24 protein-coding genes and 1 pseudogene are annotated in these 25,057 nt (G+C 72.2%); 8 read left to right on the forward strand and 17 right to left on the reverse strand.

Annotated features, from left to right (window positions below):
- Window positions 1-3: 3 nt before the first annotated feature.
- Window positions 4-3,585 carry a chromosome segregation protein SMC gene (smc, locus tag LXN57_RS03685; protein WP_251796567.1) on the reverse strand — a complete coding sequence of 1,194 codons (3,582 nt, stop codon included), beginning with the start codon at window positions 3,583-3,585 and terminating at the stop codon, window positions 4-6.
- A 204-nt stretch (window positions 3,586-3,789) separates the two neighbouring features.
- The gene (locus tag LXN57_RS03690; RefSeq protein WP_097318386.1) at window positions 3,790-3,984 is read right to left on the reverse strand and encodes a hypothetical protein; all 195 of its coding nucleotides are present in this window, start codon (window positions 3,982-3,984) and stop codon (window positions 3,790-3,792) included.
- Window positions 3,985-4,623: 639 nt separating this feature from the next.
- Between LXN57_RS03690 and LXN57_RS03695 the strand changes: the two genes are divergently transcribed.
- The 3 genes from LXN57_RS03695 to LXN57_RS03705 are packed head-to-tail and all read left to right on the forward strand — an operon-like array spanning window position 4,624 to window position 8,047.
- Window positions 4,624-6,144, forward strand: a complete 1,521-nt coding sequence (locus LXN57_RS03695) for a DUF3492 domain-containing protein (RefSeq protein ID WP_251796568.1) — start codon at window positions 4,624-4,626, stop codon at window positions 6,142-6,144.
- Window positions 6,141-7,481 (forward strand): hypothetical protein, encoded by a 1,341-nt coding sequence (locus LXN57_RS03700; RefSeq protein ID WP_251796569.1) that lies wholly within the window; start codon window positions 6,141-6,143, stop codon window positions 7,479-7,481. Before LXN57_RS03695 ends, LXN57_RS03700 begins: the two co-directional genes overlap by 4 nt.
- A complete protein-coding gene (locus LXN57_RS03705; RefSeq protein ID WP_251796570.1) occupies window positions 7,478-8,047 on the forward strand; it encodes a spherulation-specific family 4 protein in 570 nt (189 codons plus the stop codon). Before LXN57_RS03700 ends, LXN57_RS03705 begins: the two co-directional genes overlap by 4 nt.
- On the opposite strand, the gene mutM is transcribed toward LXN57_RS03705, so the two are convergent.
- From mutM to rsmD, 9 genes are all read right to left on the reverse strand, one after another.
- Window positions 8,001-8,855 (reverse strand): bifunctional DNA-formamidopyrimidine glycosylase/DNA-(apurinic or apyrimidinic site) lyase, encoded by an 855-nt coding sequence (mutM, locus tag LXN57_RS03710; RefSeq protein ID WP_251796571.1) that lies wholly within the window; start codon window positions 8,853-8,855, stop codon window positions 8,001-8,003. The two genes, LXN57_RS03705 and mutM, sit on opposite strands and share 47 nt — an antisense overlap.
- A 17-nt stretch (window positions 8,856-8,872) precedes the next feature.
- Window positions 8,873-10,045 (reverse strand): putative hexosyltransferase, encoded by a 1,173-nt coding sequence (locus LXN57_RS03715; protein WP_251796572.1) that lies wholly within the window; start codon window positions 10,043-10,045, stop codon window positions 8,873-8,875.
- Complete coding sequence (gene rnc, locus LXN57_RS03720; protein ID WP_221375977.1) at window positions 10,042-10,803, reverse strand: ribonuclease III; 762 nt, start codon at window positions 10,801-10,803, stop codon at window positions 10,042-10,044. The genes LXN57_RS03715 and rnc overlap by 4 nt, the downstream gene beginning before the upstream one ends.
- Window positions 10,800-11,783: a phosphate acyltransferase PlsX gene (locus LXN57_RS03725; RefSeq protein WP_251796597.1), complete on the reverse strand. Its 984-nt coding sequence runs from the start codon at window positions 11,781-11,783 to the stop codon at window positions 10,800-10,802. The genes rnc and LXN57_RS03725 overlap by 4 nt, the downstream gene beginning before the upstream one ends.
- 59 nt (window positions 11,784-11,842) lie before the next feature.
- Complete coding sequence (gene rpmF, locus LXN57_RS03730; RefSeq protein ID WP_221375975.1) at window positions 11,843-12,016, reverse strand: 50S ribosomal protein L32; 174 nt, start codon at window positions 12,014-12,016, stop codon at window positions 11,843-11,845.
- A 5-nt stretch (window positions 12,017-12,021) separates the two neighbouring features.
- Window positions 12,022-12,618 carry a YceD family protein gene (locus LXN57_RS03735; protein WP_251796573.1) on the reverse strand — a complete coding sequence of 199 codons (597 nt, stop codon included), beginning with the start codon at window positions 12,616-12,618 and terminating at the stop codon, window positions 12,022-12,024.
- 85 nt (window positions 12,619-12,703) lie between these two features.
- Window positions 12,704-13,201, reverse strand: coding sequence for an SPFH domain-containing protein (locus LXN57_RS03740; protein ID WP_221375973.1), 498 nt, complete (start codon window positions 13,199-13,201; stop codon window positions 12,704-12,706).
- 154 nt (window positions 13,202-13,355) lie between these two features.
- Entirely contained in the window at window positions 13,356-13,835 is a 480-nt protein-coding gene (coaD, locus tag LXN57_RS03745) for a pantetheine-phosphate adenylyltransferase (RefSeq protein WP_221375972.1), read from the reverse strand.
- Window positions 13,832-14,395, reverse strand: coding sequence for a 16S rRNA (guanine(966)-N(2))-methyltransferase RsmD (gene rsmD / locus LXN57_RS03750; RefSeq protein WP_251796574.1), 564 nt, complete (start codon window positions 14,393-14,395; stop codon window positions 13,832-13,834). Before rsmD ends, coaD begins: the two co-directional genes overlap by 4 nt.
- A gap of 345 nt (window positions 14,396-14,740) precedes the next feature.
- Between rsmD and LXN57_RS03755 the strand changes: the two genes are divergently transcribed.
- Window positions 14,741-15,874, forward strand: a complete 1,134-nt coding sequence (locus LXN57_RS03755; RefSeq protein WP_251796575.1) for a cell wall anchor protein — start codon at window positions 14,741-14,743, stop codon at window positions 15,872-15,874.
- Between the two features lie 372 nt (window positions 15,875-16,246).
- On the opposite strand, the gene LXN57_RS03760 is transcribed toward LXN57_RS03755, so the two are convergent.
- From LXN57_RS03760 to fakA, 3 genes are all read right to left on the reverse strand, one after another.
- Window positions 16,247-16,606: a DUF952 domain-containing protein gene (locus LXN57_RS03760; protein ID WP_251796576.1), complete on the reverse strand. Its 360-nt coding sequence runs from the start codon at window positions 16,604-16,606 to the stop codon at window positions 16,247-16,249.
- Between the two features lie 65 nt (window positions 16,607-16,671).
- Window positions 16,672-18,864, reverse strand: a complete 2,193-nt coding sequence (gene recG / locus LXN57_RS03765; RefSeq protein ID WP_251796577.1) for an ATP-dependent DNA helicase RecG — start codon at window positions 18,862-18,864, stop codon at window positions 16,672-16,674.
- Complete coding sequence (gene fakA / locus LXN57_RS03770) at window positions 18,861-20,486, reverse strand: DAK2 domain-containing protein (protein ID WP_251796578.1); 1,626 nt, start codon at window positions 20,484-20,486, stop codon at window positions 18,861-18,863. The genes recG and fakA overlap by 4 nt, the downstream gene beginning before the upstream one ends.
- A 239-nt stretch (window positions 20,487-20,725) precedes the next feature.
- Between fakA and rpmB the strand changes: the two genes are divergently transcribed.
- A complete protein-coding gene (gene rpmB / locus LXN57_RS03775) occupies window positions 20,726-20,917 on the forward strand; it encodes a 50S ribosomal protein L28 (RefSeq protein WP_026207002.1) in 192 nt (63 codons plus the stop codon).
- 55 nt (window positions 20,918-20,972) lie between these two features.
- Here rpmB and LXN57_RS03780 read toward each other — a convergent pair whose 3' ends face one another.
- Together LXN57_RS03780 and LXN57_RS03785 are read right to left on the reverse strand one after the other, a co-directional pair.
- A complete protein-coding gene (locus LXN57_RS03780; protein ID WP_251796579.1) occupies window positions 20,973-21,431 on the reverse strand; it encodes a GNAT family N-acetyltransferase in 459 nt (152 codons plus the stop codon).
- A gap of 15 nt (window positions 21,432-21,446) precedes the next feature.
- A pseudogene (locus LXN57_RS03785) lies at window positions 21,447-22,388 on the reverse strand (thiamine-phosphate kinase); the annotation flags it as partial.
- A gap of 95 nt (window positions 22,389-22,483) precedes the next feature.
- On the opposite strand from LXN57_RS03785, the gene LXN57_RS03790 reads away from it, so the two are divergent.
- On the forward strand, window positions 22,484-22,717 hold the full coding sequence (locus LXN57_RS03790; RefSeq protein WP_133874791.1) for an Lrp/AsnC ligand binding domain-containing protein: 234 nt from the start codon (window positions 22,484-22,486) through the stop codon (window positions 22,715-22,717).
- Between the two features lie 2 nt (window positions 22,718-22,719).
- On the forward strand, window positions 22,720-23,361 hold the full coding sequence (locus LXN57_RS03795; RefSeq protein ID WP_251796581.1) for a DUF3515 family protein: 642 nt from the start codon (window positions 22,720-22,722) through the stop codon (window positions 23,359-23,361).
- On the opposite strand, the gene LXN57_RS03800 is transcribed toward LXN57_RS03795, so the two are convergent.
- A complete protein-coding gene (locus LXN57_RS03800; RefSeq protein ID WP_251796582.1) occupies window positions 23,358-24,452 on the reverse strand; it encodes a D-alanine--D-alanine ligase family protein in 1,095 nt (364 codons plus the stop codon). The two genes, LXN57_RS03795 and LXN57_RS03800, sit on opposite strands and share 4 nt — an antisense overlap.
- 107 nt (window positions 24,453-24,559) lie before the next feature.
- Between LXN57_RS03800 and LXN57_RS03805 the strand changes: the two genes are divergently transcribed.
- The gene (locus LXN57_RS03805) at window positions 24,560-25,057 is read left to right on the forward strand and encodes a protein-tyrosine phosphatase family protein (protein WP_251796583.1); all 498 of its coding nucleotides are present in this window, start codon (window positions 24,560-24,562) and stop codon (window positions 25,055-25,057) included.

The raw sequence follows: 25,057 nt of genomic DNA on the forward strand, positions 1-25,057 counted from the left end.
TGGTCAATCCTCCGGATCGTGCTTCAATCGCTGGCTGATCACCTGGGTGACGCCGGCGCGCATGGTGACGCCGTAGAGGGCGTCGGCGACCTCCATGGTGCGCTTCTGGTGCGTGATGATCAAAAGCTGGCTCTTCTCGCGCAGCTGCGCGAAGAGCGTAATCAACCGGCCCAGGTTGACGTCGTCGAGGGCGGCCTCGACCTCGTCCATGATGTAGAACGGCGAGGGGCGGGCCCGGAAGATGGCGCACAGCATGGCCACCGCGGTCAGCGAGCGCTCACCACCCGAGAGCAGCGACAGCCGCTTGATCTTCTTGCCCGGCGGCCGCGCCTCGACCTCGACCCCGGTGGTCAGCATGTCCTCCGGGTCGGTCAGCACCAGCCGGCCCTCGCCGCCCGGGAACAGCACCTGGAAGACGAGCTCGAACTCGCGCGCCGTGTCCTCGAACGCCGAGGCGAACACCTCGAGGATCCGGTCGTCCACGTCCTTGACCACGGTCAACAGGTCCTTGCGGGTGGCCTTGAGGTCTTCCAGCTGGTCGGAGAGGAATTTGAAACGCTCCTCGAGCGCGGCGAACTCCTCCAGCGCGAGCGGGTTGACCTTGCCCAGCAGGGCCAGGTCGCGTTCCGCCTTGTTGGCCCGCTTCTCCTGGGTCGGCCGGTGGAAGGCCACCGGCTCGGGCACCGGCTTGCCGTCCTTCTCGGCCAGCGCCACCTCGGCCTGCGTGGGCGGCACCGGCTGCTCGGGGCCGTACTCGGTGATCAGCGTGTCGACGTCGAGCGAGAAGTCCTCGGCCGCCTTGGCCTCGAGCTGCTCGATGCGCATCCGCTGCTCGGCCCGGGCCACCTCGTCCCGGTGCACCTCGTTGGTGAGCCGCTCCAGCTCGCTGACCAGGCGCTTCGCACCCGCACGGACCTCTTGCAGCTCGGCTTCGCGCAGCGTACGGGCCTGGGCCAGCTCGTCGCGGACCTCGACCGCCGCCACCAGCGACACCCGTACGCGGGCCAGCGCGGCGGCGGCGCCCAGCGCGACCGCCCGGGCGATCTCGGCGCCCCGGGCCCGCGCCTCACGACGGGCGGCGGCCCTTTCCCGGGCCTGCCGTTCGGCGTTGGCCTGGCGCAGCAGCGAGTCGGCCCGCCCGGCGATCGAGGCGACCCGTTCCTCGGCCGTGCGGACGGCGAGCCGGACCTCCATCTCGTTCTGCCGGGCCTGCGGCACGAGCGCGGCCAGCGTGTCCCGCTCCTCGGTGGACGGTTCCTCGTCGATCGGGGTGGCCTCGGCCAGGCGCAGCCGCTCCTCGAGCTCGGCCACCCGCATCAGGTCGGCCTCCCGGGCGGATTCCGCCTTCTGCCGCGCGGCGCCCAGACGTTCGGTCTCGGCCTTCGCCGACCGGGCGGCCGCGCCCAGCTCGGCCAGGCGGCGGGCGGCCGCGTTGCGCTCGCCCTCGGCGGCCCGCTTGGCGCCGGCCGCGACGTTCACGGCTTCCTTGTGCCGCGCCACCTCGGCCCGGGCCTGGGCCAGCTGCTCCTTGAGCTCGCCGATCGACTGCTCGGCGGTGGTGCGGCGCGTCTTGGCCTCGTCGACCGCGGCCTGCACCTCGATGTAGCTGGTGGCCTTGCCAGAGCCACCCGCGGCGGCGTACGCGCCCAGCACGTCCCCGTCCGGGGTGACCGCGCGCAGCTCCGCGTTCGTCCCGACCAGCGCCACGGCCGCCGCGTGATCCGGCACGAGTACTACGTCCCGCAGCGCCCGGTTGAGCGCGGGGCGCACGTCGTCGGGGCAGCCGATCACATCGGGCGCCCACACGGCCCCCTCGGGCAGGGCGGGGCGCAGCGCGTCCAGCGACCCCTGCATGCCCGGGCCGGCCGGCGATGCCACGACCAGCGCGGCCCGCCCGGCGTCGGCGATCTTCAGCGTGCGCATCGCCTCGACGGCCTCGTCCACGCCGGACAGCGCGACCGCGTCGGCCAGCGAACCCAGCGCCGCGGCCAGGGCCGCCTCGTGCCCGGGCTGAACGGTGAGCATCGAGGCCAGGCTGCCCAGCAGTCCGGGCACCTCGCCCGCCCGGGCCAGCAGCGCCCCGGCGCCGTCCTTGCGCTTGAGGCCGAGCGCGAGCGCCTCCTCGCGGGCCTTCCAGCTGGCAGCGTCCTTCTCGGCAGCGCGCTCGGCGTCCGACAGTTCCTTGACGACCGCGGCCGCCCGGTCGTGCGCCTCGACAGCCTCGGCGTGCCGCTCGTCGAGCTCGGCGTTGCCCCGGTCGGCCTCGGACGACTCGGCCGCGACGGCGTCCACCTCGGCCTGCGCCGCCTCGGCGCGCATCATCGCGTCGGTGTGGGCGGCGGCCAGGCGCTCGATCTCGTCGGTGGCGCCCTCGGTGCGAGCCCGGGCCGCGTTGACGTTGCCGGTCAGCTTGGCCAGGCCCTCGCGGCGGTCGGCGATCGCTTTCGCCGCCGTACGCAGGGCGCCCTCGGCCGCGGCGAGCTGACGCTCCAGCTCCTGGCGGTGCTCGATCGCCTCGGCCAGGCGCATCTGGTCGTCGGTGAGCGCCTCGCGGAGCTCGTCCTCCTGCTCGCGCACCCGTTCCGACTCGGCCACCAGCTGGTCGGGGTCGCGACCGGGCCGCTCCTCGTCGGGGGTGGCCGCCAGGTGCCGCAGCCGCTCGGTGGCGAGCTGCTCGGTCGACCGGAAGCGCTCCTGCAGGGCGGACAGCTTGTACCAGGTGTCCTGCGCGGCCTGGAGCAGCGGAGCGTCCTCGGCGTGGGCCAGCTCGAGGTCGGCCAGGTGCCGCTGGACCTCACGGTTCTCGTCCTCGACCTGGCCGCGGCGGTCCCGCATGGCCGACTCGTCGGCGATCTCCTTGTCCAGGGTCGTCCGCAGTGTGTGCAGGTCGTCGGCGAGCAGCCGAAGCCGGGCGTCGCGCAGATCGGCCTGGATGCCGGCCGCGCGCCGGGCCACCTCGGCCTGCTTGCCGAGCGGCTTGAGCTGGCGCCGCAGCTCCGCCGTGAGGTCGGTCAGCCGGTTGAGGTTGACCTGCATCGCGTCCAGCTTGCGGATCGCCTTTTCTTTCCGCTTGCGATGCTTCAGTACGCCCGCCGCCTCCTCGATGAAGGCGCGGCGGTCCTCCGGCTTGGCGTGCAGCATCGCGTCGAGCCGTCCCTGACCCACGATGACGTGCATCTCCCGGCCGATGCCGGAGTCGCTCAGCAGCTCCTGGATGTCGAGCAGCCGGCAGGCGTTCCCGTTGATCTCGTACTCACTGGCGCCGTCCCGGAACATGCGGCGGGTGATCGACACCTCGGTGTACTCGATCGGCAGGGCGCCGTCGTTGTTGTCGATCGTGAGCGTCACCTCGGCCCGGCCCAGCGGCGCCCGCCCGGACGTGCCGGCGAAGATGACGTCCTCCATCTTGCCGCCGCGCAGCGCCTTGGCGCCCTGCTCGCCGAGAACCCAGGCGATGGCGTCGACGACGTTGGACTTGCCAGAGCCGTTGGGGCCCACCACACAGGTGATGCCCGGCTCCAGCCGCAGCGTCGTAGCGGAGGCGAAGGACTTGAAGCCCTTGACCGTCAGGCTCTTGAGGTGCACGGATCTCCGGGGGTCGGTCGTCTTCTGCTTCGGCGCAGACTACCCCCGGCATGCGCCGGCGGCCGTAATCGCCGCTCCGGGTGGCCCCGAAACCGGACAAAAAGATGCGCGCCGCCACGGAGTGGAGGCGCGCGATTTCGGGGTGCGTCTTTGGTTCGAGGGGATGTCAGTGGCCGCCGGTGAAGCGGGGCGGCCGGATGGAACTCAGGTCAGCGCGGGCTCGGTCAGCCGCGCGAAATCGTCTGCCTCAGCGGCGGCCGCCGCCAGACGATCATTTTCCGCCCGCAGGCGGGTGACCTCGAACTCCAGGGACTGCACCCTGGAACGCAGACGGGTGACCTCGTCGAGCAGACGCCGATCGGGCGCTGCACCTACGTGGCCGAAGAGGGCCTTCGCCATGGTGACTCCTTGAGAAGCACTGCTTCTTCTTTATGGAAAGCGTTGACGGAGAGGCCGACCAACGCGCGCTCAGCAGCACCACAGAGCCGTGCTCAAGGGCACGCTTGGGCACAGAATCATGCACCCTGGGAAAGTAAACTCAAGGTGCTGATTGCTCGAACCCAACGGGAACCGGGCACGAGTAGGCGCGACTGGCGACTCCTCCATAGTCCGCCGATACCCAGTTTCCGTCAAGCGCTGCGGAGGCGTCCGGTCGTAGCGAAGCAGTGAATCATGCCACCCTCAGGGCCGTCAGCAGGCCAAACAGCCTCTTGACAGCGTGCCCGAGCGGTAGCCGGGCCGGCCGGAGATCACCAAGACCGGCCGAAGTTGGCATGCCCGACCGGATCAACACCCCTCCGGCGGGCCACACCTGACCCACCCTTCATGGGAGGGGGAGGTGGTGGCGAACCGTAACCCCACAAGCAAGATCCACCCCGACTTGTCCACAGGCACACCCTTCCCGGCACCCCAAGAGCAGCAGCACAGGATCCACATTTAACGGACAAATAGGGCGGCAAATCGGGTAAATGTTGCGTAAATCTGTCGCCTACCCGACACGCTCCCCTGCCTGTGGGGCGCTGTTTCGTTGCCCCCATCGTGAATCCGACCCCGCCGCGAGAGCGCATCTGCATGCTGACCGGCGGCGGGTACCCGTACCGGCGGGACGCCCTCAGCGGATGGTGCCGCACCCTCGTCGAGGGGCTGCGCCGTTTCCGCTTCGAGCTGCTCACCGTCACCGATCGGGAACCGCCGCCGGCCCCCGCCTACCCGCTGCCGCTCAACGTCGGCTCGTCGCGCGCGGTCGCCATCGGCCGCCGGGACGTAGCCAAAAACGACCGGAGCGAGAGCCGAAACGAACGCAACGAACGCCGCCGCACCGAGGCTGAGCTGGGCAAAGAGGCCGCTGGGTTGATCTGCCGGGGGCTCGTCGGCGGGCTGGACGACGCGGAGCAGACCTTCGCCGACGGGCTGCGGCGGGTGGCTGGGCATCCGGCCGTGCTGTCCTCGCTGCCGCTGGCCGACGCGTTGCTCGAGGCCTGGCGTACGGGCGACTCCCTGCCCCGGCTGAGCATGCGCGACGCCCGCACCGCGGCCACCCTGCTGCGGCACGCGCTCGGCGCGGTAGCGGTCGAGGTGCCCGAGGCCGACCTCGTGCACTGCATCGGCGGCACCACTCCGCTGCTCACGGCCCTGGGCGGGCGGTGGCGGCAGGGCGTGCCGCTGCTGCTCACCGAGGCCCGGGCGCCCGTGGCCCGGCACAAGCCGCACGAGGAGCGCCTGTCGCCGGCCGTGCGGACGGTGCTGCGGCGGTTCCGGGGCTCGGTCGCCCGCACCGGGTACGCCGAGGCCGGACTGATCGCGCCGCTCAGCGCCTACCACCACGGCTGGGCGCTGCGGCACGGCGCCCAGGTGGACAAGCTCGTGCAGGTGCCGGCCGGGGTCGACCCGTCCGAGCATCCGGGCGCGGCCGGGGCCGGACCGGACCCGGCCGTGGTCTGGGCCGGCAGCGGCGGGCCCGACAGCGGCCTGTCCGCGCTGCTCGCCTCGTTCGAGCAGGTCGTCGCCGCGCTGCCCGGCACGGTGCTGCACCTGGTCGGGGTGACCGCGGCCCACGAGGACCACTGCGCCGAGCAGATCGAGCGCACCGGGCTGGGCCGGGCCGTACGCCTGCACCCGCTGCCCGCCGACCCGAGCGACCGGTACGCCCGGGGTCACGTGGTGGCCCATGTGCCCGGCCCGGCGGACCCGCCCTACCGCCTGGTCGAGGCGATGATGTCCGGCCGCGCAGTGGTCGGGGTCGACGTAGGCCCGGCCGCCGAGACGCTCGGGGACGCCGGCGTGCTGGTGCAGGCGGGCGACCCGGCCGAGCTGGCAATCGCCGTCGTCGACCTGCTGCGGGCACCGAGCCGCCGCCAGGCCCTGGGCGAGGCCGCGCGGCAGCGGGCCCTCAACCACTTCACCACCGACCGGGTGGTCCGGGTCTACGGCGAGCTCTACGCCGATCTCGCGGCGCCACCCCCGCCGCCCTCGTTCGAGCTGGCGCTGGCCGTCCCCGCCCCGCGGGCCGAGCCGCCGGTCACCGTGCGCTGGCTGATCAGTGAAAGGCAGGACGGATGACGATCACGCCCGGACGGACGCGCACGGCTTCCCGGCGCACGCGTCGTCGCGGTCCCGCTGTTCCCCGGCACAGCCTGCCGCCTGCGGTGATCACCGCCGAACCGGCGTACGCCCCGGCGCCGCCGCCCCGGGAACCCGCCGAGCAGGCGCCGCCCGCCCGCTCGCACCGGGCACCGGCCCGCCGCTCCTACCTGCGCGCCGCGTTCGTGCGCTGCGCCCTCTACCTGGGTCCGCTGAGCGTCGCCGCAGCCGCCGCGGAACCACTGGCCGAGGTTCCCTGGCCGGTGCCGCTGGCCACCCTGTTGCTGGGCTGGGCCGCCGCGCAGGCCCTGACCTGCACCGGCGTCTCGGTCGCACGCCGGTCCGGCCCGGCCGCCGCCGCACGCCTGGTCGGGGGCGGCTTCGCGGCCGTGGCCGGGCTGTGGTGCGCGCTGGTCTGGATCGCGCCGGACACGCTGGTCGGCCCCTACCGGGGGCTGGCCCTGGTCGTCGGGCTGGGCGGGCTGGGCACGCTCGCCACGGTCACCGCCGCCCTGGTGACGCGGGCCGAGGCGGCCATCGTCGTGTGGAGTCTGCCCTGCTGGCTGCTGGCCGCGTCGGCGCTGGCCGAGCCGCTGATCGGCCGGACCGCGGAGGTCGGCCTGCTGCTCCCGGCGGCCATCGTGGTGGCCCTGGTGCGCGCGTTCCAACCCGTCCTGTTGCCGGGCATCAGCGGGCGCCGCCCCCGGCTCAGCCCGGCCGAGCTGCGCCGCGGCGGCGGCTACCTGGTGATCGGCGCGTCCCAGGCGGTGCTGGTGGGACTGGTCTGGCAGGCCGGCCCCTCCGGCTCGACGGCGCCGTTCTGGCTACCGCTGCTGCTGGCCGTGCCGATCCTGGAGGCGCTGATCGGCTGGCACACCGGCCAGGTCGAGGCCGGGCTGGACTCGGCCGAGGACGGCGCCGACTACCGCCGGCACGTCCGCAGCGTCACCTTGATCACGATCGCGGGGCTGCTGCCGCCGTTCGCCGTGGGCGTCGCGCTGGCGCTGGCCGCGTACCAGCTGCCGGCGGCCACCTCCTCGGCGGTGGTGCTGGGGCTGGCCGGCGGCACCCTGCTCGGCGGGGTCTTCGCCATCACCTACCTGCTGGCCGCGCGTTCCCGTACGGGAATCGCCGCCACCCTGGCCGCCGCGCCCCCGCTGGTCACCCTGGTCCTGCCGCTGCTCCCGCTGCCCTCCTCCGGCCCCCTGCCGGACGCCGTCGCCGTGCTCGCCGCCACCCACCTGGCCGGCCTGCTCGTCGTGGCCCTGACCGCCCAGCCCGCACCGACCGCTGACGACCCCCGGAGAACATCGTGAAGACACTGTTCCCCCCGTACGCCCACCCGTCGCCCGAGCTGCCGCTGGACGGCGACACCTGGATCGTCCGCGAAGTGCCCGGCGATCGACGCTCCCTGCACCAGTCGCTGGGCCGCATCGACCTCGACTGGGGCAGCCGCTCGCTGGCCGACGTGCTGGCCGATGTGGACGCCTGGCGCGCCGACGGCGCCGAGGGCCTGTTCCTCGACCGGGCGCCGGCCGGGTCGGGCGGGGTCGGCCCGGTCGCGCTGACCGTGCGGCTGGCGGCCCGCCGCGGCCTGCACCGGGTCGTGCTCAACCCGGGCGTGCCCACCCATCCGCTGTATCGCGACCTGGGCGTCCGCATCTGCACGTTCGAGGGGCCGTGGTCGGCCTATCAGAGCTGGGACGGCGACGGGTCGAAGCCGGGCGACGGCCACATCGTCCACGGCGTGCCGTCCGCGCTGCTCACCGCCGCGCGCCGGTTGATGGGCCGGCGCGGGGCGGGCTTCGGCCTGGCCACCGACGCCAGCCCGTACGTCAGTGCCGGATCGCTCGCGGGCGGGGCTGGCAGCGGGGACAGCTGAACGAGGAGCGGTTCATGAACTGCTCGCGACGGATCGGCGTGCCGCACCGGTGGCACGGCTGACCCTCCCGCCCGTACGCGTTGAGGGAGCGGTCGAAGTAGCCGCTCTCCCCGTTCACGTTGACGTAGAGCTCGTCGAAGCTGGTGCCGCCGGCGACGATGGCCTCGCCGAGCACGTCCCGGATGTGTGCGAGCAGACGTCGTACGGCGGGGCGGGTCAGTTGATCCGTGAGCCGGGCACCGTGCAACTGGGCCCGCCAGAGCGCCTCGTCGGCATAGATGTTGCCCACGCCGGAGATCAGCGTCTGGTCGAGCACGGCCCGCTTGATCTCGGTGTGCTTGCCCCGCAGCCGGGCGACGAACGCCTCGTCGTCGAAGAGCGGGTCCATCGGGTCACGGGCGATGTGCGCGATCTCGTCGGGCAGTTCGGCGCCACCCTCCGAGACGGACAGTCCGCCGAACGTGCGTTGGTCGACGAAGCGCAGCTCGGGACCGCCGTCGGTGAATGTGAACCGGATGCGCAGATGTTTCTCGTCCTCCGCCTCGGACGGTTGCATGAGCAACTGGCCGCTCATGCCGAGGTGGCCGATGATCGCGTCCCCCGAGTCGAGCGCGAACCAGAGGTACTTGCCGCGGCGGGACACGTCGGTGATGGTCCGGCCGGCCAGCAGGGCGATGAAGTGCGCGTCGCCGGTCAGGTGGCGGCGGATCGCCCGGGGGTGGTGCACCTCGACGGTCCTGATCGTGCGGCCGGCCACCCACTTGGCCAGGCCCTGGCGCACGGTCTCGACCTCGGGCAGCTCGGGCACTGCGACTCCTTCTCCACTCACAAGGTGTAGGGCCAGACGGTGACCAGATAGGCGCCGTACCACAGACCGAACAAGGCCCACGCCGTGATCGATGCCACGGCGACGCGCGGGCGGGCCCGGGCGGCGGCCACCGCGGCCGGCAACAGCGTCAACAGTACGGGGACCAGCAGCCGGGGCTTCGAGTGGTAGAACCCGGCCTGACCGTAGACGAGCACCATCGCGATCACCCCGTACACGGCGAGCGGCAGCCACGGCCGCTGGGCCAGCGCGACCCCGGCCGCGGCCAGGGCGGCCAGCAGGATCAGGGCGACGCTGACCGGCACCCAGCCGTCGCCCGTGCTCAGCGTCGAGGCCACGAAGGACACCGTGCTCGACCCGTAGTCGAAGGCGGTGCCCCAGCCAGCGGCCTGGATGCGGAACCACGCCGCCGGGTCACCGACCCGCCAGCCCACCCAGGCGAGGAAGAGCGGCACCCCGGCCAGCGCGACGACCGCGGCGGTGATCGGCTGCCACGCCTTCGCGCGGGACTCACGAACCGCCATGAGGGCGGCCACGGCCAGGGCGACGGCCGCGGCGGCGCCGGTCGGACGGGTCAACGCGGTCAACAGCCCCAGCAGCCCGGCCGCCCACCACACGCGCCGGTGCGCGGCGACCAGCATCCCGGCCACGAGGGCGAGAAAGATCCCCTCGGAGTACGCCATGGAGAAGACGATCGAGACGGGCGCGCTGAAGCAGATGGCGACCAGCGCCCACCCGGTCCGCTTGTTGTGCAGCGAGGCGCCGAGCAGGTGCACCGCGACCGCGGCGCCGACCGACGCCAGCCAGCTGACCGCCAGCGCGGCCGTGTGCGCCTCGATGCCGAGCCCCGCCACGAGCCGGATGAGCATCGGGTAGACCGGGAAGAAGGCCAGCTCGTTGCCCTGCAGCACGCCGGCTTCGTACGTGTAGCCGTGCGGATAGCCGTTGACGGCGACCCGCAGGAACCAGCCCGCATCCCAGACCAGCAGGCGCTGCCGGATCCCGACCGGGTCGTCGTCGGCGGCGTCCAGCCAGCCCAGGATGACCAGCTGCGCGATCCGGGTCAGCGCGAAGATGCCGACGGCGAGGCCGACCCCGCGCCAGGCGCCCGCCAGATCCCAGAGCCGGGGGCGCCGGGTCTCCTCGGCGTCCTGTTCCACCGCGCGGCTCACTGGCCGTTGTCGTCCTCGGACTTGTCCAGCAGGCTGCCGTCGGGTTCGCTGGTGCGCTCGGTCAGGATCCGCCAGGCGGCCGCGGCGGCCCGCTGCTCCGCCTGCTTCTTGCTGCGCCCCTCGGAACCGCCGTAGCGCTCGCCGGCCACCACCACCCAGGCGGTGAACGTCTTGGCGTGGTCGGGGCCGGAGTCCTCGATCACATAGTCGGGCACGCCGAGGCCGAGCGCCGCGGTGAGCTCCTGCAGGCTGGTCTTCCAGTCGAGCGCGGCCCCGCGGCCGGCCGACTCGGCCATCAGCGGGTCGAACAGCCGGTGGATCACCTCGGCCGCCACGTCCAGGCCGTGCTCCAGATAGATCGCGCCCAGCAGCGCCTCGAGCGTGTCGGCCAGGATGCTCGCCTTGTCGCGCCCGCCGGTCGTCTCCTCGCCCTTGCCCAGCAGCAGGTACCGGCCGAGCCCCTCCGGCCCGAGGCCACGGGCCACGTCGGCCAGCGCGTGCATGTTGACCACGCTGGCCCGCAGCTTGGCCAGCTGCCCCTCGGGCAGGTCGGGGTGGTTGTGGAAGAGCGCCGACGTGATCACGACGCCGAGCACGGAGTCGCCCAGGAACTCGAGGCGCTCGTTGGTCGGCAGGCCGCCGTTCTCGTACGCGTAGGAACGGTGGGTGAGGGCGCGCTCCAGCAGGTCGGGCTCGACGGGGACGCCGAAGGACTCCTCCAGCGGCAGGGTCGACGGCCGGCGACGCTTGTCACTCATGGAACACCTCGTTGTGTTTCGATCATCTCGGCCATCGCCGCGATCGCGGCTTGGCGGTGAAGCTGGGCGGCGAAGGCGATGCCGGCGGCGAGATCCGGGCCGGAAGCGGCGCCGTGACAGACGACCACGGTGCCCCGGACGCCGAGCAGCAGCGCGGCGCGGGGCGGGCTGTCGCCGTCGGGCGGTCGCCCGTGGTGGTGGGGTGGGCCCAGTTCGGCGTACGCCGTCTCGAGCCCCTTGAGCAGCACGTTGCCGGTGAACCCGTCGGTGACGACCACGTCGGCGACCGTGCCGGTGACCACGTCGTTGCCCTCGACGAGACCGATGTAGCGCCCGCCGCCGGGCAGCTCGATGCCGGCCAGCAGCGCGGGCAGGGCGCGGCGCAGGCGGTCGCCCTTGCCGCGCTCGGTGCCGATGGTCAGCAGCCCGACGCGGGGCTCGGACACTCCGTGGACCACCGACGCGTACGCGGAACCGAGCCGGGCGTGCATGACGACCGTCTCTTCGTCGGGATCGACGGAGGAACCCACGTCGAGCAGCACCAGCCGGCCGGCGGTGGTGGGCAGGACGGCGGCCAGCGGCGGGCGGCGTACGCCGGGACGGCGGCCCAGGCCGAGCGCGGCCGAGGTCACGGTCGCGCCGGTGTTGCCGGCCGAGAGGACAGCGTCGGCGGCGCCCTGGGCGACGGCGAGCACGGCCGACCGCACCCCGGACTCGACCCAGCTCTCCACACGATCGCCGGGAGCTATGGGCAGCGTGCTGATCCGGGCGCGATCGCCCGGCGGCAGGGCGCCAAGAACCTCGCCGGCAGCTTCGAGCGGGCCGACGAGAAGCAGGTGTAGGGCCGGATCGGCCTGACAGGCAAGCAGAGCGCCGTCAACCACGACGGCGGGAGCGTGGTCCCCGCCGAGGAGGTCGACGGCGATCCGCGCGGCGCCCGGCTCCCCGACAGTCAGCTGTCCGGAAGCCGCGGCACCGATCGGTCGCCGTAGCTCAGGTACGACCCGCCCGGAATGAGGGCGAGTCACTTAAGCGCGGCTCAGACCTCGAGGACCTGACGGCCGTTGTAGGTGCCACAGACCGAGCAGGCGGTGTGCGGCAGCTTCGGCGACTTGCACTGGGGGCAGGCCACGGTCTGGACCGCGGTCGCCTTCCAGTTCGCCCGGCGGGACCGGGTGTTGCTGCGCGACATCTTGCGCTTGGGGACGGCCACGGTACCTACTCCTCAGAATCTTGCTGCGGCGAAGCCGTCTTGGACGGCTCAGTCGAAATGTTGCGCAAAGCGGCCCAGCGGGCGTCCACGGCCTCGTGGCTGTGATCGGCCGGAAGGTCGTCGAAGTGCACCCCGCACTCGGGGCACAGACCGGGACAGTCCGGCCGGCACAGCGGGTTGGTCGGCAGCATCAGCACCACCGCGTCCCGCAACGCCGGTTCCAGGTCGAGCAGGTCGCCCTGCATCCGGCCCACCTCGTCCTCGTCCGTCGTCTCCTCGGTGGTGCTGTCCGCGTAGGCGAACAGCTCCGCGATCTTGACGACGAAGGACTCGCTGATCTCGTTGAGGCAGCGGCCGCACTCGCCGGTGAGCGAGCCGCGGACGTTGCCGCTGACATAGACCCCTTCGGAGACCGACGTGAGCGTCAGATCGAGCTCGACGTCCGACCCCTCGGGGACCGAGACCAGCTCCAGACCGAGGTCCTTCGGTGCCGGGATCACCCTTTTCAGGGCACGCGTCGCGCCAGGCTGCCGTGGAAGTTTCGTCGTGTCGACGACGAGCGGCTGCCTGGGGTCCAGGTGTGACTGTGGTGACTTGGGCATCGTTATTCCTCAGCCATGGGTAGGCCGACAGGAAAGGTTACCTGAGCTGCCGCCGTACCGTCGAATCAGGGGTTCTCGCACCCCTCTAGAACGGCAGAGGGCGCTCCGCGTCTTCCCCTTGGAAGGTCCCGATCTCGCGCAGCGCGTGCATTTTGTCACGGCCGCGCTCTATCGACGCCAGGGCCCGGGTCAGGAACTGCTCGAAGTTGGCGAGCGCGGTGTCGACGTAATCGTCGACCTCGTCCCGCAGGCGCTGGGCCTCGGTGCGGGCCTCGGCCACGATCCGGGCGCCCTCGTGCTCGGACGAGACCGTGATCTCGTTGACCGAGACCAGCCGGGCGTGTTCCGTCTCACCCTCGCTGATGATCCGGTCGGCCTCGCGGCGGCCGGCCTCGATGATGCGGTCACGCTCGTCGAGCACGGCGGCCGCCTTGCGCAGCTCGGACGGGAGTTCGGCGCGCAGGTCCTCGAGACGCTCGATCATCTCGTTCCGGTCGTACATGAAATTGGTCCGTGACATGGGCACGGAGCGCGATTCCTGCACGAGCTCGATGATCTCGTCGATGCGGTCGAGCGGATCCACCGGTACTCACTCCTCCATCCAGCCGCCCCGCCCGCAACCCTGAACCGGACTGAAGGCGTTCCGACACGCCACTCAGCGTGGTGCGATCACGTTACTGCGTCACCGCCGTCGCCGCGCCGTTCCGGCACCGGCGCGTCGATCCGCCCCGGCGCCGTCAGTTCTGCTTGAGCCGGGTCAGCAGACGCTCGCCGACGAAGTCCGGAACGTACGCCGAGGCGTCGCCGCCCCACTTCACGACGTCTTTGACGAGGCTCGACGAGAGGAAAGAGTAGAGCGGGTTGGTCGGCATGAAGAGCGTCTCCACGCCGGACAACCCGATGTTCATCTGCGCCATCTGCAACTCGTAGTCGAAGTCGCTGACCGCCCGGAGGCCCTTGATCACCACGGCCGCGCCCTGGGACCGGCAGAAATCGACGAGCAGGCCGTGGAACGAGGCGACCCGGACGTTCTCGTACGAGGCGGTGGCCTCGCCGAGCATCTCGATGCGTTCCTCGATCGTGAAGAGGCCCGTCTTCGACTGGTTGATCAGCACCCCGATGATCACCTCGTCGAACAGCCGGCTGGCCCGGCCGACGATGTCGAGGTGGCCGTTGGTGACCGGGTCGAAGGAGCCGGGACACACCGCTCGTCTCATGATCGGCGACCGTACCAAAGCGTGGTCTCCCCGTAACGCCGACTGCGGTCGGCAGTGATGCCGTCCACCCAGGTCACCGCGCCCCCACGGGTGGCCCGCTCGAGCACCACCACGGCGTCCGGGGCCAGCCAGCCGAAGTCGATCAAAGATTGCTGCACGTCGATGAGGTCGCGGTCACTCACCTCGTACGGCGGATCGGCGAACACGATGTCGTACGACCCCCCGTCGGGCGGGCCGGCGACGACCTGGGCGACCTTGCCCGTGACCAGCCGAGCAGCGCTGCCGACGCGCAACGTCACGATGTTGTCGCGGATCGTGCGCGCGGCCCGGGCATCCCCCTCGACCAGAAGGGCATGGGCGGCACCGCGCGAGAGCGCCTCGAGCCCGACCGCTCCGGAACCGGCGTAAAAGTCTGCGAACCGGGCGTCGGTCAGGTCGATCATGGATTCGAGGGCGCTGAAGAACGCCTCACGGACGCGATCCGTGGTGGGCCGGGTCAGCGCACCGGCCGGAGCGGACAGTCGGCGGCCGCCGTGCGCGCCCGCGATGATCCTGGTCATGAGCGCTCGCGCGGCTCTGCGGTGAACACGACTCGAAGCTACTTCACCACTTACCGACCGCACCGAAAGAGTGAACAAATCCGCACCCGGTGCACACGGAGAGCGTCGATACGTGAGCGATCCGTCGATGCAAAATCACGGATGCGCATCAACACCTTTAAGCGGCTCTGAGGGATTTCCCAGATTTCCATAAGTCGCTATGGTCAGGCGCTGTTGCCGACATTCCACCGATTGTCGGCCGCGACGTGGGGAGGCGTCGCCGCAGGCCATCGCCCCTTTACCGCCGGCGATCAGCCCGCCCGCCTCCTTGCGCCGTACCCCTGATTTCCCCAGACAGGAGTAGGCGTGAACCTGCTGAAGTCCAAGCTGCGGCGTGCTACCGCCGTAGCCGCGGGAACGCTCATCGGCCTTGCCGGTGTCGCGTTCTTCGCCTCGCCCGCCAGCGCTCACCACAGCGCGGTCAAGGGCACCGCCGTGTGTGACACGACGACCGGTGACTGGGTCGTCGACTGGTCGGTCGACACCGATTCCGAGGGTCACGCTGAGGCCTACCGCTTCGTGCGCGTCGAGTCCACCCCCGAGGGTTCGCCGGTCGAGGGCATCGTCCACACCCCGGATGACGCCAACCCGGTCTTCCCCCACAAGGACGGCGAGACGCTCAAGGGCACCCAACGAGTGGACGGCGAAGCCAAGTCGGCCTCGCTGACCGTTCAGGCCAAGTGGGACAACGAGTACACCGAGTGGGAGCCGCAGACCGGCACGGTCGAGTTCGACGGTGTCTGCTCGAAGGACGCCCCGAAGCCGGACGCGCAGCTCGTCTCCGACTGTGACGGTGTGACGATCACGCTGGCTAACGGCGCCGAGGCCACGGCCGACGCGAAGTTCACGATCATCGGCTCCGAGGACTTCAAGAAGGACGTCACCGTCAAGGCCGGCGAAGAGCCGGCGACGGTCAAGGTTCCGGCCGAGAACGCCAAGAAGATCGTCGTCACCGAGGCCAGCAGCGAAGAACCGGTTCTCGAGGGTGAGTGGAAGCAGCCCGAGAACTGCGAGCCCGAGGACAACGCCTCCCGCTACTTCGAGGCGACCTGCGAGTCGCTGATCTTCACGATCGACAACACCAAGGGCACCGAGGCGATCACCGCCACCTTCACCCCGAACAAGGGCGAGCCCAAGTCGCTGACCGTCAAGGCGGGCGACAAGGGTTCGGTCACCTTCAAGGGCGAGAAGGGCCTCAAGGTCACCCCGGCCGAGAACGGCGAGTCCGGCGAGGCTATCGACTGGGATGCCCAGAAGCCCGAGGACTGCGACGCGACCCCGACCCCGACTCCCACCGAGTCGTCCCCGGGTGAGGGTGGCGGCCTGCCCGTCACCGGCCCCGTCGCCGGCAGCATCGCGGGTGGCGCGGCCCTCCTGCTGGCCGCCGGCGCCGTGCTCTTCATCCTGGCCCGTCGCCGCAAGGTGAAGTTCACCGCCTGACAGCAACCATGAGAAAAGGGGGGGGGGCCCCCGGGGGGGGGGGGGGGGGGGGGGGGCGGCGGGGGGGGGGGGGGGGGGGGGGGGGGCGGGGGGGCGGGCGGGGCGGGGGGGGGGCCCCCCCCCCCCCACCCCCCGCCGCCCCCCCCCCCCCCCCGGGGGCGGCGCGCCTTTTCTTTGTGCCCGACGTGCGGCTTGCGCGGCGGTTCGCGCCCGGCGTGCGGCGGTTCGCGCCCGGCGTACGGCGGTTCGCGCCCGGCGTACGGCGGTTCGCGCCCGGCGTGCGGCGGTTCGCGCCCGGCGTACGGCTCTTCGCGCCCGGCGTACGGCTCTTCGCGCCCGGCGTACGGCTCTTCGCGCCCGGCGTACGGCTCTTCAGAGCTCCGGCTGCGCTCCGAGCTGCAGCGGCTCGAAGGCTCCGTCCGGCCCGGGGCGGTATTCCTTGACCGCGGCCACCGCGTCGAGCGGCAGGGGCGCGTACAGGTGCGGGAAGGGGTTGCCGTCGGCGGCCGGCGGGTCGCCCTGCTCCCAGGTGATCGGGACGGGGAGGCGGGACTCGTCGATCACGAGCAGCAGAAGGTCGTCGCGGCCGCGGAACAGCGCGGTGGCGGGAATGTGGGCTTGGTGCTCGGTGGAGCAGTGGATGAAACCCTGGGTGGCCAGGGTGTCGCCCTCGTAGACGCCGGCTGCCTGGGCGGCCTCCCAGGCAGAGCGCGGCACGATGTGCAGGATCATTACTGCTCCTCTCTGCCCGCACAGCCGGCGCCGCACGGTGTCGTCAGCCGCCGCTCAGCGCGGCGTCAACCCTTCTCCAGATACTCAGCCCGATCCTCGTCGACCAGAGCCGCGACCGAGGCGGCCAGCGCGGGGTATTTCGTCAGGTCGGGGTCGTCGCCGACCAGCTCGGAGGCCTCGGCGCGGGCCTCGGTGATCAGTTTCGCGTCGCTGATCAGGGACAGCAGGCGCAGGTGGGAGTGCTTGCCGGACTGGGAGGCGCCCAGCACGTCGCCCTCGCGGCGCTGTTCCAGGTCGATCTCGCTGAGCTTGAAGCCGTCGGTGGTGGAGGCCACGGCGGCGAGGCGCTCGCGGGCCGCGGTGCCCTCGACCGACTCGGTGACCAGCAGGCAGATGCCCGCCGCGGAGCCCCGGCCGACGCGGCCCCGCAGCTGGTGCAGCTGGGAGACACCGAACCGGTCGGCGTCCATGATGACCATGACTGTGGAGTTGGGCACGTCGACGCCGACCTCGATCACCGTGGTCGCCACCAGCACGTCGAGGTCGCCCGCGGCGAACTTGCGCATCACCGCGTCCTTCTCGTCGGCCGGCAGCTTGCCGTGCAGCACCCCGATGCGCAGGCCGTGCAGCGGACCCTCCTCGAGGATCGGCGCGACCTCGAGCACGGCCAGGGGCGGGCGGCGGGCCGGCTCGTTGTCGCCCGGTGGTTCCTCCTCGTCGCCCTCGGCCGTGCCGATGCGCGGACAGACCACGTACGCCTGATGGCCCGCCTGTACCTCTTCGCGCAACCGGCGCCAGGCCCGGTCGAGGAAGGCCGGCTTCTCGGGCGGTACGACGTGCGACGCGATCGGTGAGCGGCCCCGCGGGAGCTGCGACAGGACGGACGTCTCGAGGTCGCCGTAGACGGTCATGGCGACCGTACGGGGAATCGGGGTGGCCGTCATGACCAGCACGTGCGGCGGTTTGGCGGCCTTGGCGCGCAGGGCGTCCCGCTGCTCGACGCCGAACCGGTGCTGCTCGTCGACGACCACCAGACCCAGGTCGTGGAAGTCGACCCCCTCGTAGAGCAGGGCGTGGGTGCCGATGACGATGCCGGCCGTGCCGTCGGCCACCTTGGCCAGCGCGGCCCGGCGGGCGGCGGCGCCGAGCGAGCCGGTGATCAGGGTGAGCTGGGTGCCCGCGGGGTCGCCGTCGATCTCGCCGGCCCGGCCCAGGGCGCCCAGCTGCGCGCCGATGCTGCGGTAGTGCTGGGTGGCCAGCACCTCGGTCGGCGCGAGCAGGGCGGCCTGGCCGCCGGAGTCGACGACCTGGAGCATCGCGCGCACCGAGACGAGGGTCTTGCCCGAGCCGACCTCGCCCTGCAGCAGCCGGTGCATGGGGTGGGGACGGGCCAGGTCGGCCGCGATCTCTTCGCCCACGGCGGCCTGGCCCTCGGTCAGCTCGTACGGAAGGCTCGCGTCGAACTTGGCCAGGATGCCGCCCTCGATCCGCGGGCGGGCGCGGCCGGGCGCGGCCGCGGCCCGGGCCCGGCGCTGCACCAGGGTCAGCTGGACGGCGAAGGCCTCGTCCCACTTGAGGCGGTATTTCGCGGCGTACAGGGCCTCTTTGGAACTCGGCCGGTGGATCTCGCGCAGGGCGTTGCCGATGGACCCCAGATTGCGTTTCGCCCGCACGGTGGCCGGCAGCGGGTCGGCGGGCGGCTCGAACGTCTCGAGCAGGGTGCGAACGCAGCGGGCGATGACCCAGGTGGGCACGGCCTGGGCCGCCGGGTAGACCGGGATCAGCGCGCCCGCGAACTCCTCGATCTCTTCGGCCGCCTCGTCGTGCGTGGCGTCGGCGGCGAGCAGCTGGTAGGCCGGGCTGACCAGCTGGCGTTTGCCGCGGAAGTCGGAGACCTTGCCCGCGAACAGCCCCCAGCGGCCCCGCTTGAGTTCGCGCTCGCGCCACGCCTGACCGAAGAAGGTGCACGTGAGGGTGGCGCCGGACTCGTCGCCGATGGTCAGTTCGAGGATGTTGCCGCGGCGCTGGCGCATCGGCTTGACCGCAACCGACTGGATCTGGGCGAGCACGGTGGCCTGCTCGCCGATTTGCAGCCCGTGGATGGCGGTCTCTTCGCCGCGCTCGTCGTAGCGGCGCGGGAAGTGATAGATCAGGTCGCCCGCGGTGTGCAGGTCGAGGTGGGTGGCCAGCGCCTTGGCGTCGTTCTTCTTGAGCACCTGCTCGAGCGGGGTGTCGGTGGTGGTTCTCGTCTCGCTCATTCCACTCCAACCAGCAGGTGGTAGCGGGGTTGCCCGCCCGTGTAGCACTGCAGCTCGGCGAACGGCCAGACGCGTCCGGCGTGGGCCCGCAGGGTCCCCTCGAGCGCGGCCGGGGCGTCGGCCCCGAGGACGAGGGTGACCAGCTCACCGCCGCCGCCCAGCATGCGGTCGAGCAGGCGGGCGCTGACCTCGGCCAGGTCGTCGCCGATGACGTGCACCTCGCCGTCGACCAGGCCGAGCAGGTCGCCCGCCCGGCACGGGCCGGCGACGGTCAGGGAGTCGCGCCGGGCGGTGCAGACCTCGCCGTAGCGGCAGGCGCCGGCCGCCTCGGCCATGGCGATGACGTCGTCGGCGAAGGGCCGCCGGGGATCACGGACGGCCAGCGCGGCCAGCGCCTGCACCGGGGAGCGGGTGGGGACGACGCTGACCCGCAGACCGGCCGCCTCGGCCTCGCGCGCGGCGGAGAGGGCGACGGCCTGGGTGTTGGCGTCGTTGGGCAGCAGCACGACGCAGCGCGCCCGGGAGGCCCGGACGGCGGCCAGCATCTCGCGCGTCGACGGGTTGCGGCCGACGACAGTGGCCCCCTCGGCCTCGAAGAGCGCGGTCAGACCGTCGCCCGCGGCCACCACGACGGCGGCGCGCTCGGCCGCCTCAGCGTAGGTGTGGTCGTGCTGGTGCTCGTCGAGCGGAGTGACCGTGATGGCGTGGGGCCGCCCGGCCCGGACGCCGGCCTCGATGGCGGGCCCGATGCCGGCCGCGGGCACGTGGACGTGCACGTTCCAGGTGGCGATGCCCGGGTCACCGGAGCCGACCACCACGAGCGAGTCGCCGAGGGCCCCCAGCTCGATCCGGAGCCCGTCGACCGCTGCCGCCTCGGCTTCGAGCAGATACTGCACCTCGTAGCCCCACTCGCCGCGCCCGTCGCCCACGCTGACGGCGGCCGCGGGCTCGACCGTTGCGGGCTCGGCAGCAGTTATGGGCTCGGCGGCGCGGCCGCTGGGGAGGGACAAAGCCTCGACCAAGGCCTCCAGGAGGACGACGAGGCCGCGCCCGCCGGCGTCGACCACGCCGGCGCGGGCCAGGGCGGGAAGCTGCTGGGGGGTGCGGGCCAGCGCCTCAGCCGCGGCCCGGGCGGCTGCGCGGGCCACGGCGAGCAGGTCGTCGGACTTGAGGCGGGACGCCGCGTCGGCGGCCGCAGCGGCCACCGTGAGCACCGTGCCCTCGACCGGGCGGGCGACGGCGGCGTAGGCGGCCTCGGAGGCGGACCGCAGCGCCCGGGCCAGCCCGGCGCCGCGGACGGCAGCGCCGGCGGCGACGCTGTCGGCCATGCCGCGCAGGATCTGCGAGACGATCACGCCGGAGTTGCCCCGCGCGCCCAGCAGCGCGCCCCGGGCCATGCGGCGCAGAGCGCCGCCGGGGGCCGCCGCCTCGGGCGTGGCCGGTTCGAGCGCCTCCAGCGCCTCTTGGGCCGAGGTGAGGGTGAGCACCAGGTTGGTGCCCGTGTCACCGTCGGGCACGGGGTAGACGTTCAGCTCGTCGATCTCGCGCTGGTGGGCTCGCAGCGCCCTCAGGCCGCCGCCGCACCAGCGGCGGACGGCTGCGGCGTCCAGCGTCTCGAGCACGCCAAAATCGTACTGACCGCCACTGACAACTTCTCGTCGCGACCGTCCGTGCCTGTGGACAACTCAGCCCGCTGGGCCCGCCGAGGCGTACGGTCGGGCCCGCCCCCTGGTCGGGCGGGGTGGGTTGGTTGGGGGCGATTCGCTGTTCGGGGCAGGCATCGGGTAACCTTGCCGGGTTGCCTGCGCGGCGGTGTTCGCTGGGCGCCCTCAAGTTCTCTTTTTCGACTCAGGAGTTACCCGTGGCTAGCGTGTGCGACGTCTGTGGCAAGGGACCGGGCTTCGGCCACAACGTGTCCCACTCGCACCGGCGGACCAACCGCCGCTGGAACCCGAACATCCAGTCGGTGCGCACCCCCGCCGGTGGTGGCACGACCAAGAAGCTCAAGGTGTGCACCTCGTGCATCAAGGCCGGCAAGGTCGTCCGCGCCTGATCCAGTCTTGCGATGAACCCCTCGGCCCACGCGGGCCGAGGGGTTATTCGTCTTTCTACAGCTCCTTCGCGTACGAGAGCACGCCGTCGTGGCCCCGGTAATACCCGAAGTCCTCGATGCGCTCGTAGCCGGCCGACTCGTAGAGGGCGATCGCCTCGGGCTGCCGGTCGCCGGTCTCCAGGATCACGCGGCGGCAGCCGGCCACGCGGGCCGACGCCTCGATCGCCGCGAGCATGCGGCGACCGAGGCCGCGGCCGCGGGCTGACCTGGCCGTGAACATGCGCTTGAGCTCGGCGTCGTCGCCGTGGCGGCGCCAGGCGGCACAGGCCACCAGGCGCTCACCGCCGTCGGCCACGTAGAAGGCGCCGTTGGGCGTGGCGAAGTCCTCGTCGGCGATGGGTGTGTCGTCGCCGGAGCCCCCGTACCGCTCGGAAAGCTCGGCGATCACGTCGACGAGCAGCGCCCGGACGGACAGCTCGGTGTAGTCGGCCTGCCTGATCTTGATTTCTTGCACAACGGGCAAGCGTAATCAGCGGAAGTGGTCCCAGCCCAGTGGGCCGCTCCACGGTTTGCGGTCGACGGTGATGCCGGTGCCCTCGTGCACCACGCCGATCGCCTGCCAGCCGGGCGGAAGCTCGGCGCCGGGCGGGAACGTCGCGGCCAGGGCGTGATCGTCGCCACCACCCAGGATCCACTGCAACGGGTCGACGCCGAGCGCGGTCGCGGCGTCGAGCATCTGGCCCGAGACCTCGAACGACTCGGTGCGCACGTCGACGCCGACCACGCTGGCCCGGGCGATGTGGCCGAGGTCCTGGAGCAGGCCGTCGGAGACGTCGATCATCGAGGTGGCGCCGGCCCGGGCCGCGGCCGGGCCCGCCGCGTACGGCACGTCGGGGCGCCGGTAGGCCTCGACCAGCGCTTTCGGTGTACGGAAACCCCGCGACAGCACCGTGTAGCCCGCCGCCGCGTAGCCGATCCGACCGGCCAGCGCGATGACGTCGCCGGGCTGGGCCCCGCTGCGCAGCACGGGCGCCTGCCCACCCAGGTCGCCCAGGGCGGTCACCGCGATGGTCAGCGTCGGGCTGGACGACGTGTCCCCGCCCACCACCGCCGCGCCGACCTTGGCGGCCTCGTCGGAGAGCCCACCGGCCAGATCCTCGGCCCAGCTCACCTCGAGATCCGTGGGCGCGCACAAACCGACCAACAGGGCTGTCGGCGCCGCTCCCATGGCGGCTATGTCGGCCAGATTGGCGGCGGCTGCCCGGTGGCCCACGTCGGCCCCGGAGGACCAGTCGCGGCGGAAATGACGGCCCTCGACCAGGACATCGGTGGAGGCCACGATCCGTCCGTCGGGGGCGGCGACGATGGCGCTGTCGTCGCCGGGACCGAGCAGTGTCGTCGGACCGTTCTCGAGCCGGGCGACTACCCGGGCGATGAGCCCGAACTCCCCGGCCTCGGCGATGCTCACTTGAGTGGCCTTTCGTTCCTGATGCGGCCCGCTGTCGCGCGGATCCTTACGGTAGTTTTCACGTTCGGGTTACGGCGGAGGCGGAATGGAGTCGGAGCGTGGTACAGGCATACATCCTGATCCAGACCGAGGTCGGAAGGGCCCATGACGTGGCCGCCGCGATCGGCAAAATTCCTGGTGTCGTGCGCGTCGACGCGGTCACCGGCCCCTATGACGTGGTGGTTCTGGCCGAGGCGCACACGGTTGACGACCTCGGCGGGCTCATTGTGAGCAAAGTCCAGTACGTACCCGGCATCATGCGAACCCTCACCTGCTCCGTGGTAAACCTCTGACCATGGTCGACGTGGAGACTCCCCCGGCGAAATCGAAGAAGACGGACCCGGCGACGCGGGGTGCGGCCCTGTGGGCCACGGTGATCGCCGTTCCCGTCGCCGTGCTCGTCGGCCTGGTGGCCTTCTGGCAGATCACGCCGCAGGACGGCGGGACGGCCGCGGCGCCGTCCGCCTCGGCGCCGGTCGCGGTGCCGTCCACCCCGGTGAAGCTGGCCGCGCCCGAGCTCGACGCCCGTACGACCCAGGTCTGCCTGGCCGTGACCTCCCAGCTGCCCACCGAGCTGCGGGGGCTGCCCGGCCGCAAGGTGACGGCCGGCCCCGAGCAGAACGCGGCCTGGGGTGAGCCGCCGGTCACGCTGCAGTGCGGGGTGACCCAGCCGACCATGTGCGAGCGGGTCGACGGCGGCCATGCCGGCTGCGTGCCGCTCGACGCGACGATGCTCGCGATGGACGGCGTCTGCTGGTGGGCCGAGGACGGCCCGGCCATCGACGTCTTCACCACGATGGACCGTGAGGTCGCCGTGCAGGTGAGCGTGCCCGGCAGCTACAACCAGACCGGCCAGTGGGCCAACGAGTTCTCCGAGCCGGTGGTCAAGACGGTCAAGTCGACGACCAAGGGCGTCCCCAGCGGCTGCAAGGGCTAGTGCAGGCCCGATCCGCGACGCAGGGCGGTGCGGATCAGGCGGTCGACCACCTTGGGGTATTCGAGGCCGGTGGCCGCCCACATCAGCGGGAACATCGACGTCGGCGTCATGCCCGGCATCGTGTTGATCTCGTTGAGGTAGACCTGGTGGTCGGCCGTCACGAAGAAGTCGACCCGGGCCAGGCCGGCGCAGTCGAGGGCGGTGAAGGTCTGCCGGGCGTACTCCTGCACCTGGCGGGTCACCTCGGCCGGGAGGTCGGCCGGCAGGTCGTACCGACCGCCGTCGATGTACTTCGTCTCGAAGTCGTACCAGTCGGCGTCGCCGACCTGGATCTCGGCCAGCAGCGAGGCCTCGGGGGCGCCGCCGGCCTCGCTCTCGAGCACGCCGCATTCGATCTCGCGGCCCACGATCGCGGCCTCGACCAGCACCTTGGGGTCGATCTCGCGGGCGACGGCGACGGCCTTGTCGAGGTCGGCCCAGTCGGTGACCTTGGTGATGCCGTGCGAGGAGCCGGCCCGGGCCGGCTTCACGAAGACGGGCAGGCCCAGGCGCTCCTTGTCGGGTTCGCTGAGCGAGACGCCGGCCCGCAGGACCACGTACGGGCCGACCGGGATGCCCTCGGCCAGCGCGAGCTTCTTGGTGAATTCCTTGTCCATGGCCGCGGCCGAGGCGAAGACGTTGGCGCCCACGTAGGGCAGGCCGGCCATCTCGAGCATGCCCTGGATCGTGCCGTCCTCGCCGTAGGCGCCGTGCAGCACCGGGAAGACCACGTCGACCCCGGCCAGCGTCGAGATGCCGTCGGTGGGCTCGCGCACGATCAGCTCGGTGGCCGTCGGGTCGGCCGCCAGCACGACCGCGCTGCCGCTGGCCGCGGTGATCTCGGGCAGCGTCCGGTCGGCGATGGCGAAGGTGGACGGATCGTCCCCGGCGACCACCCAGCGGCCCTCACGGGTGATGCCGACCGGGAGCACCTCGTACTGGTCCGGGTCGAGCGCGCGCAGGATGCTGCCGGCGCTCACGCACGAGATCCCGTGCTCGCTGCTGCGACCGCCGAAGACGATCGCGACACGGGTTTTCCGAGGGGTCGTCACTTTCTTTGGGCCTCTCGCTAGCGGGCATGCCGGGGGGAACCCTACTCTGCGTTAGCCACTCGCGGGATCACCCGGCCTCGGGGCCGGGACAGGGGAACGGGCAGTTCATGAGAGCAGCACTCCACGTGATCGCCGGGCCGGGGCCCGGGCAACTCGCGACCATCGCGCACCCGCGCGCTGACGCCTGGCCGGTCGAACAACTCGGCGCGCTCGCCCGCGCCGGGGTGAACGTCGTCGTCTCGGCCCTGACCACCACCGAACAGCACCGGCTCGGCTTCGGCGACACCGCGTCGGCGGCCGCGACGTACGGGCTGGAGTTCCTGTCGTTCCCGGTGCCGGACGGCGGCGTCCCGCGCGACGAGGCCGTCCAGGTCGTCGCGCTGGCGACGAGGCTGGCCGGCCAGGTGCGCTCCGGCCGCTTCGTCGTGACCCAGTGCTTCGGCGGCATCGGCCGCTCGACGCTGCTGGCCTGCACGACGCTGGTGCTGCTGGGCATCGCCCCCGGCGAGGCGCTGAGCCGGGTGACCGGCGGCACCGAGATGCCGATCACCCAGGACTGGCTGTACGACTTCGCGGCCTCCCACCCGTCGCGGCGCACGGCCTGA

It is taken from the genome of Paractinoplanes hotanensis (genome assembly GCF_023717965.1).
Lineage (GTDB): Bacteria > Actinomycetota > Actinomycetes > Mycobacteriales > Micromonosporaceae > Actinoplanes > Actinoplanes polyasparticus.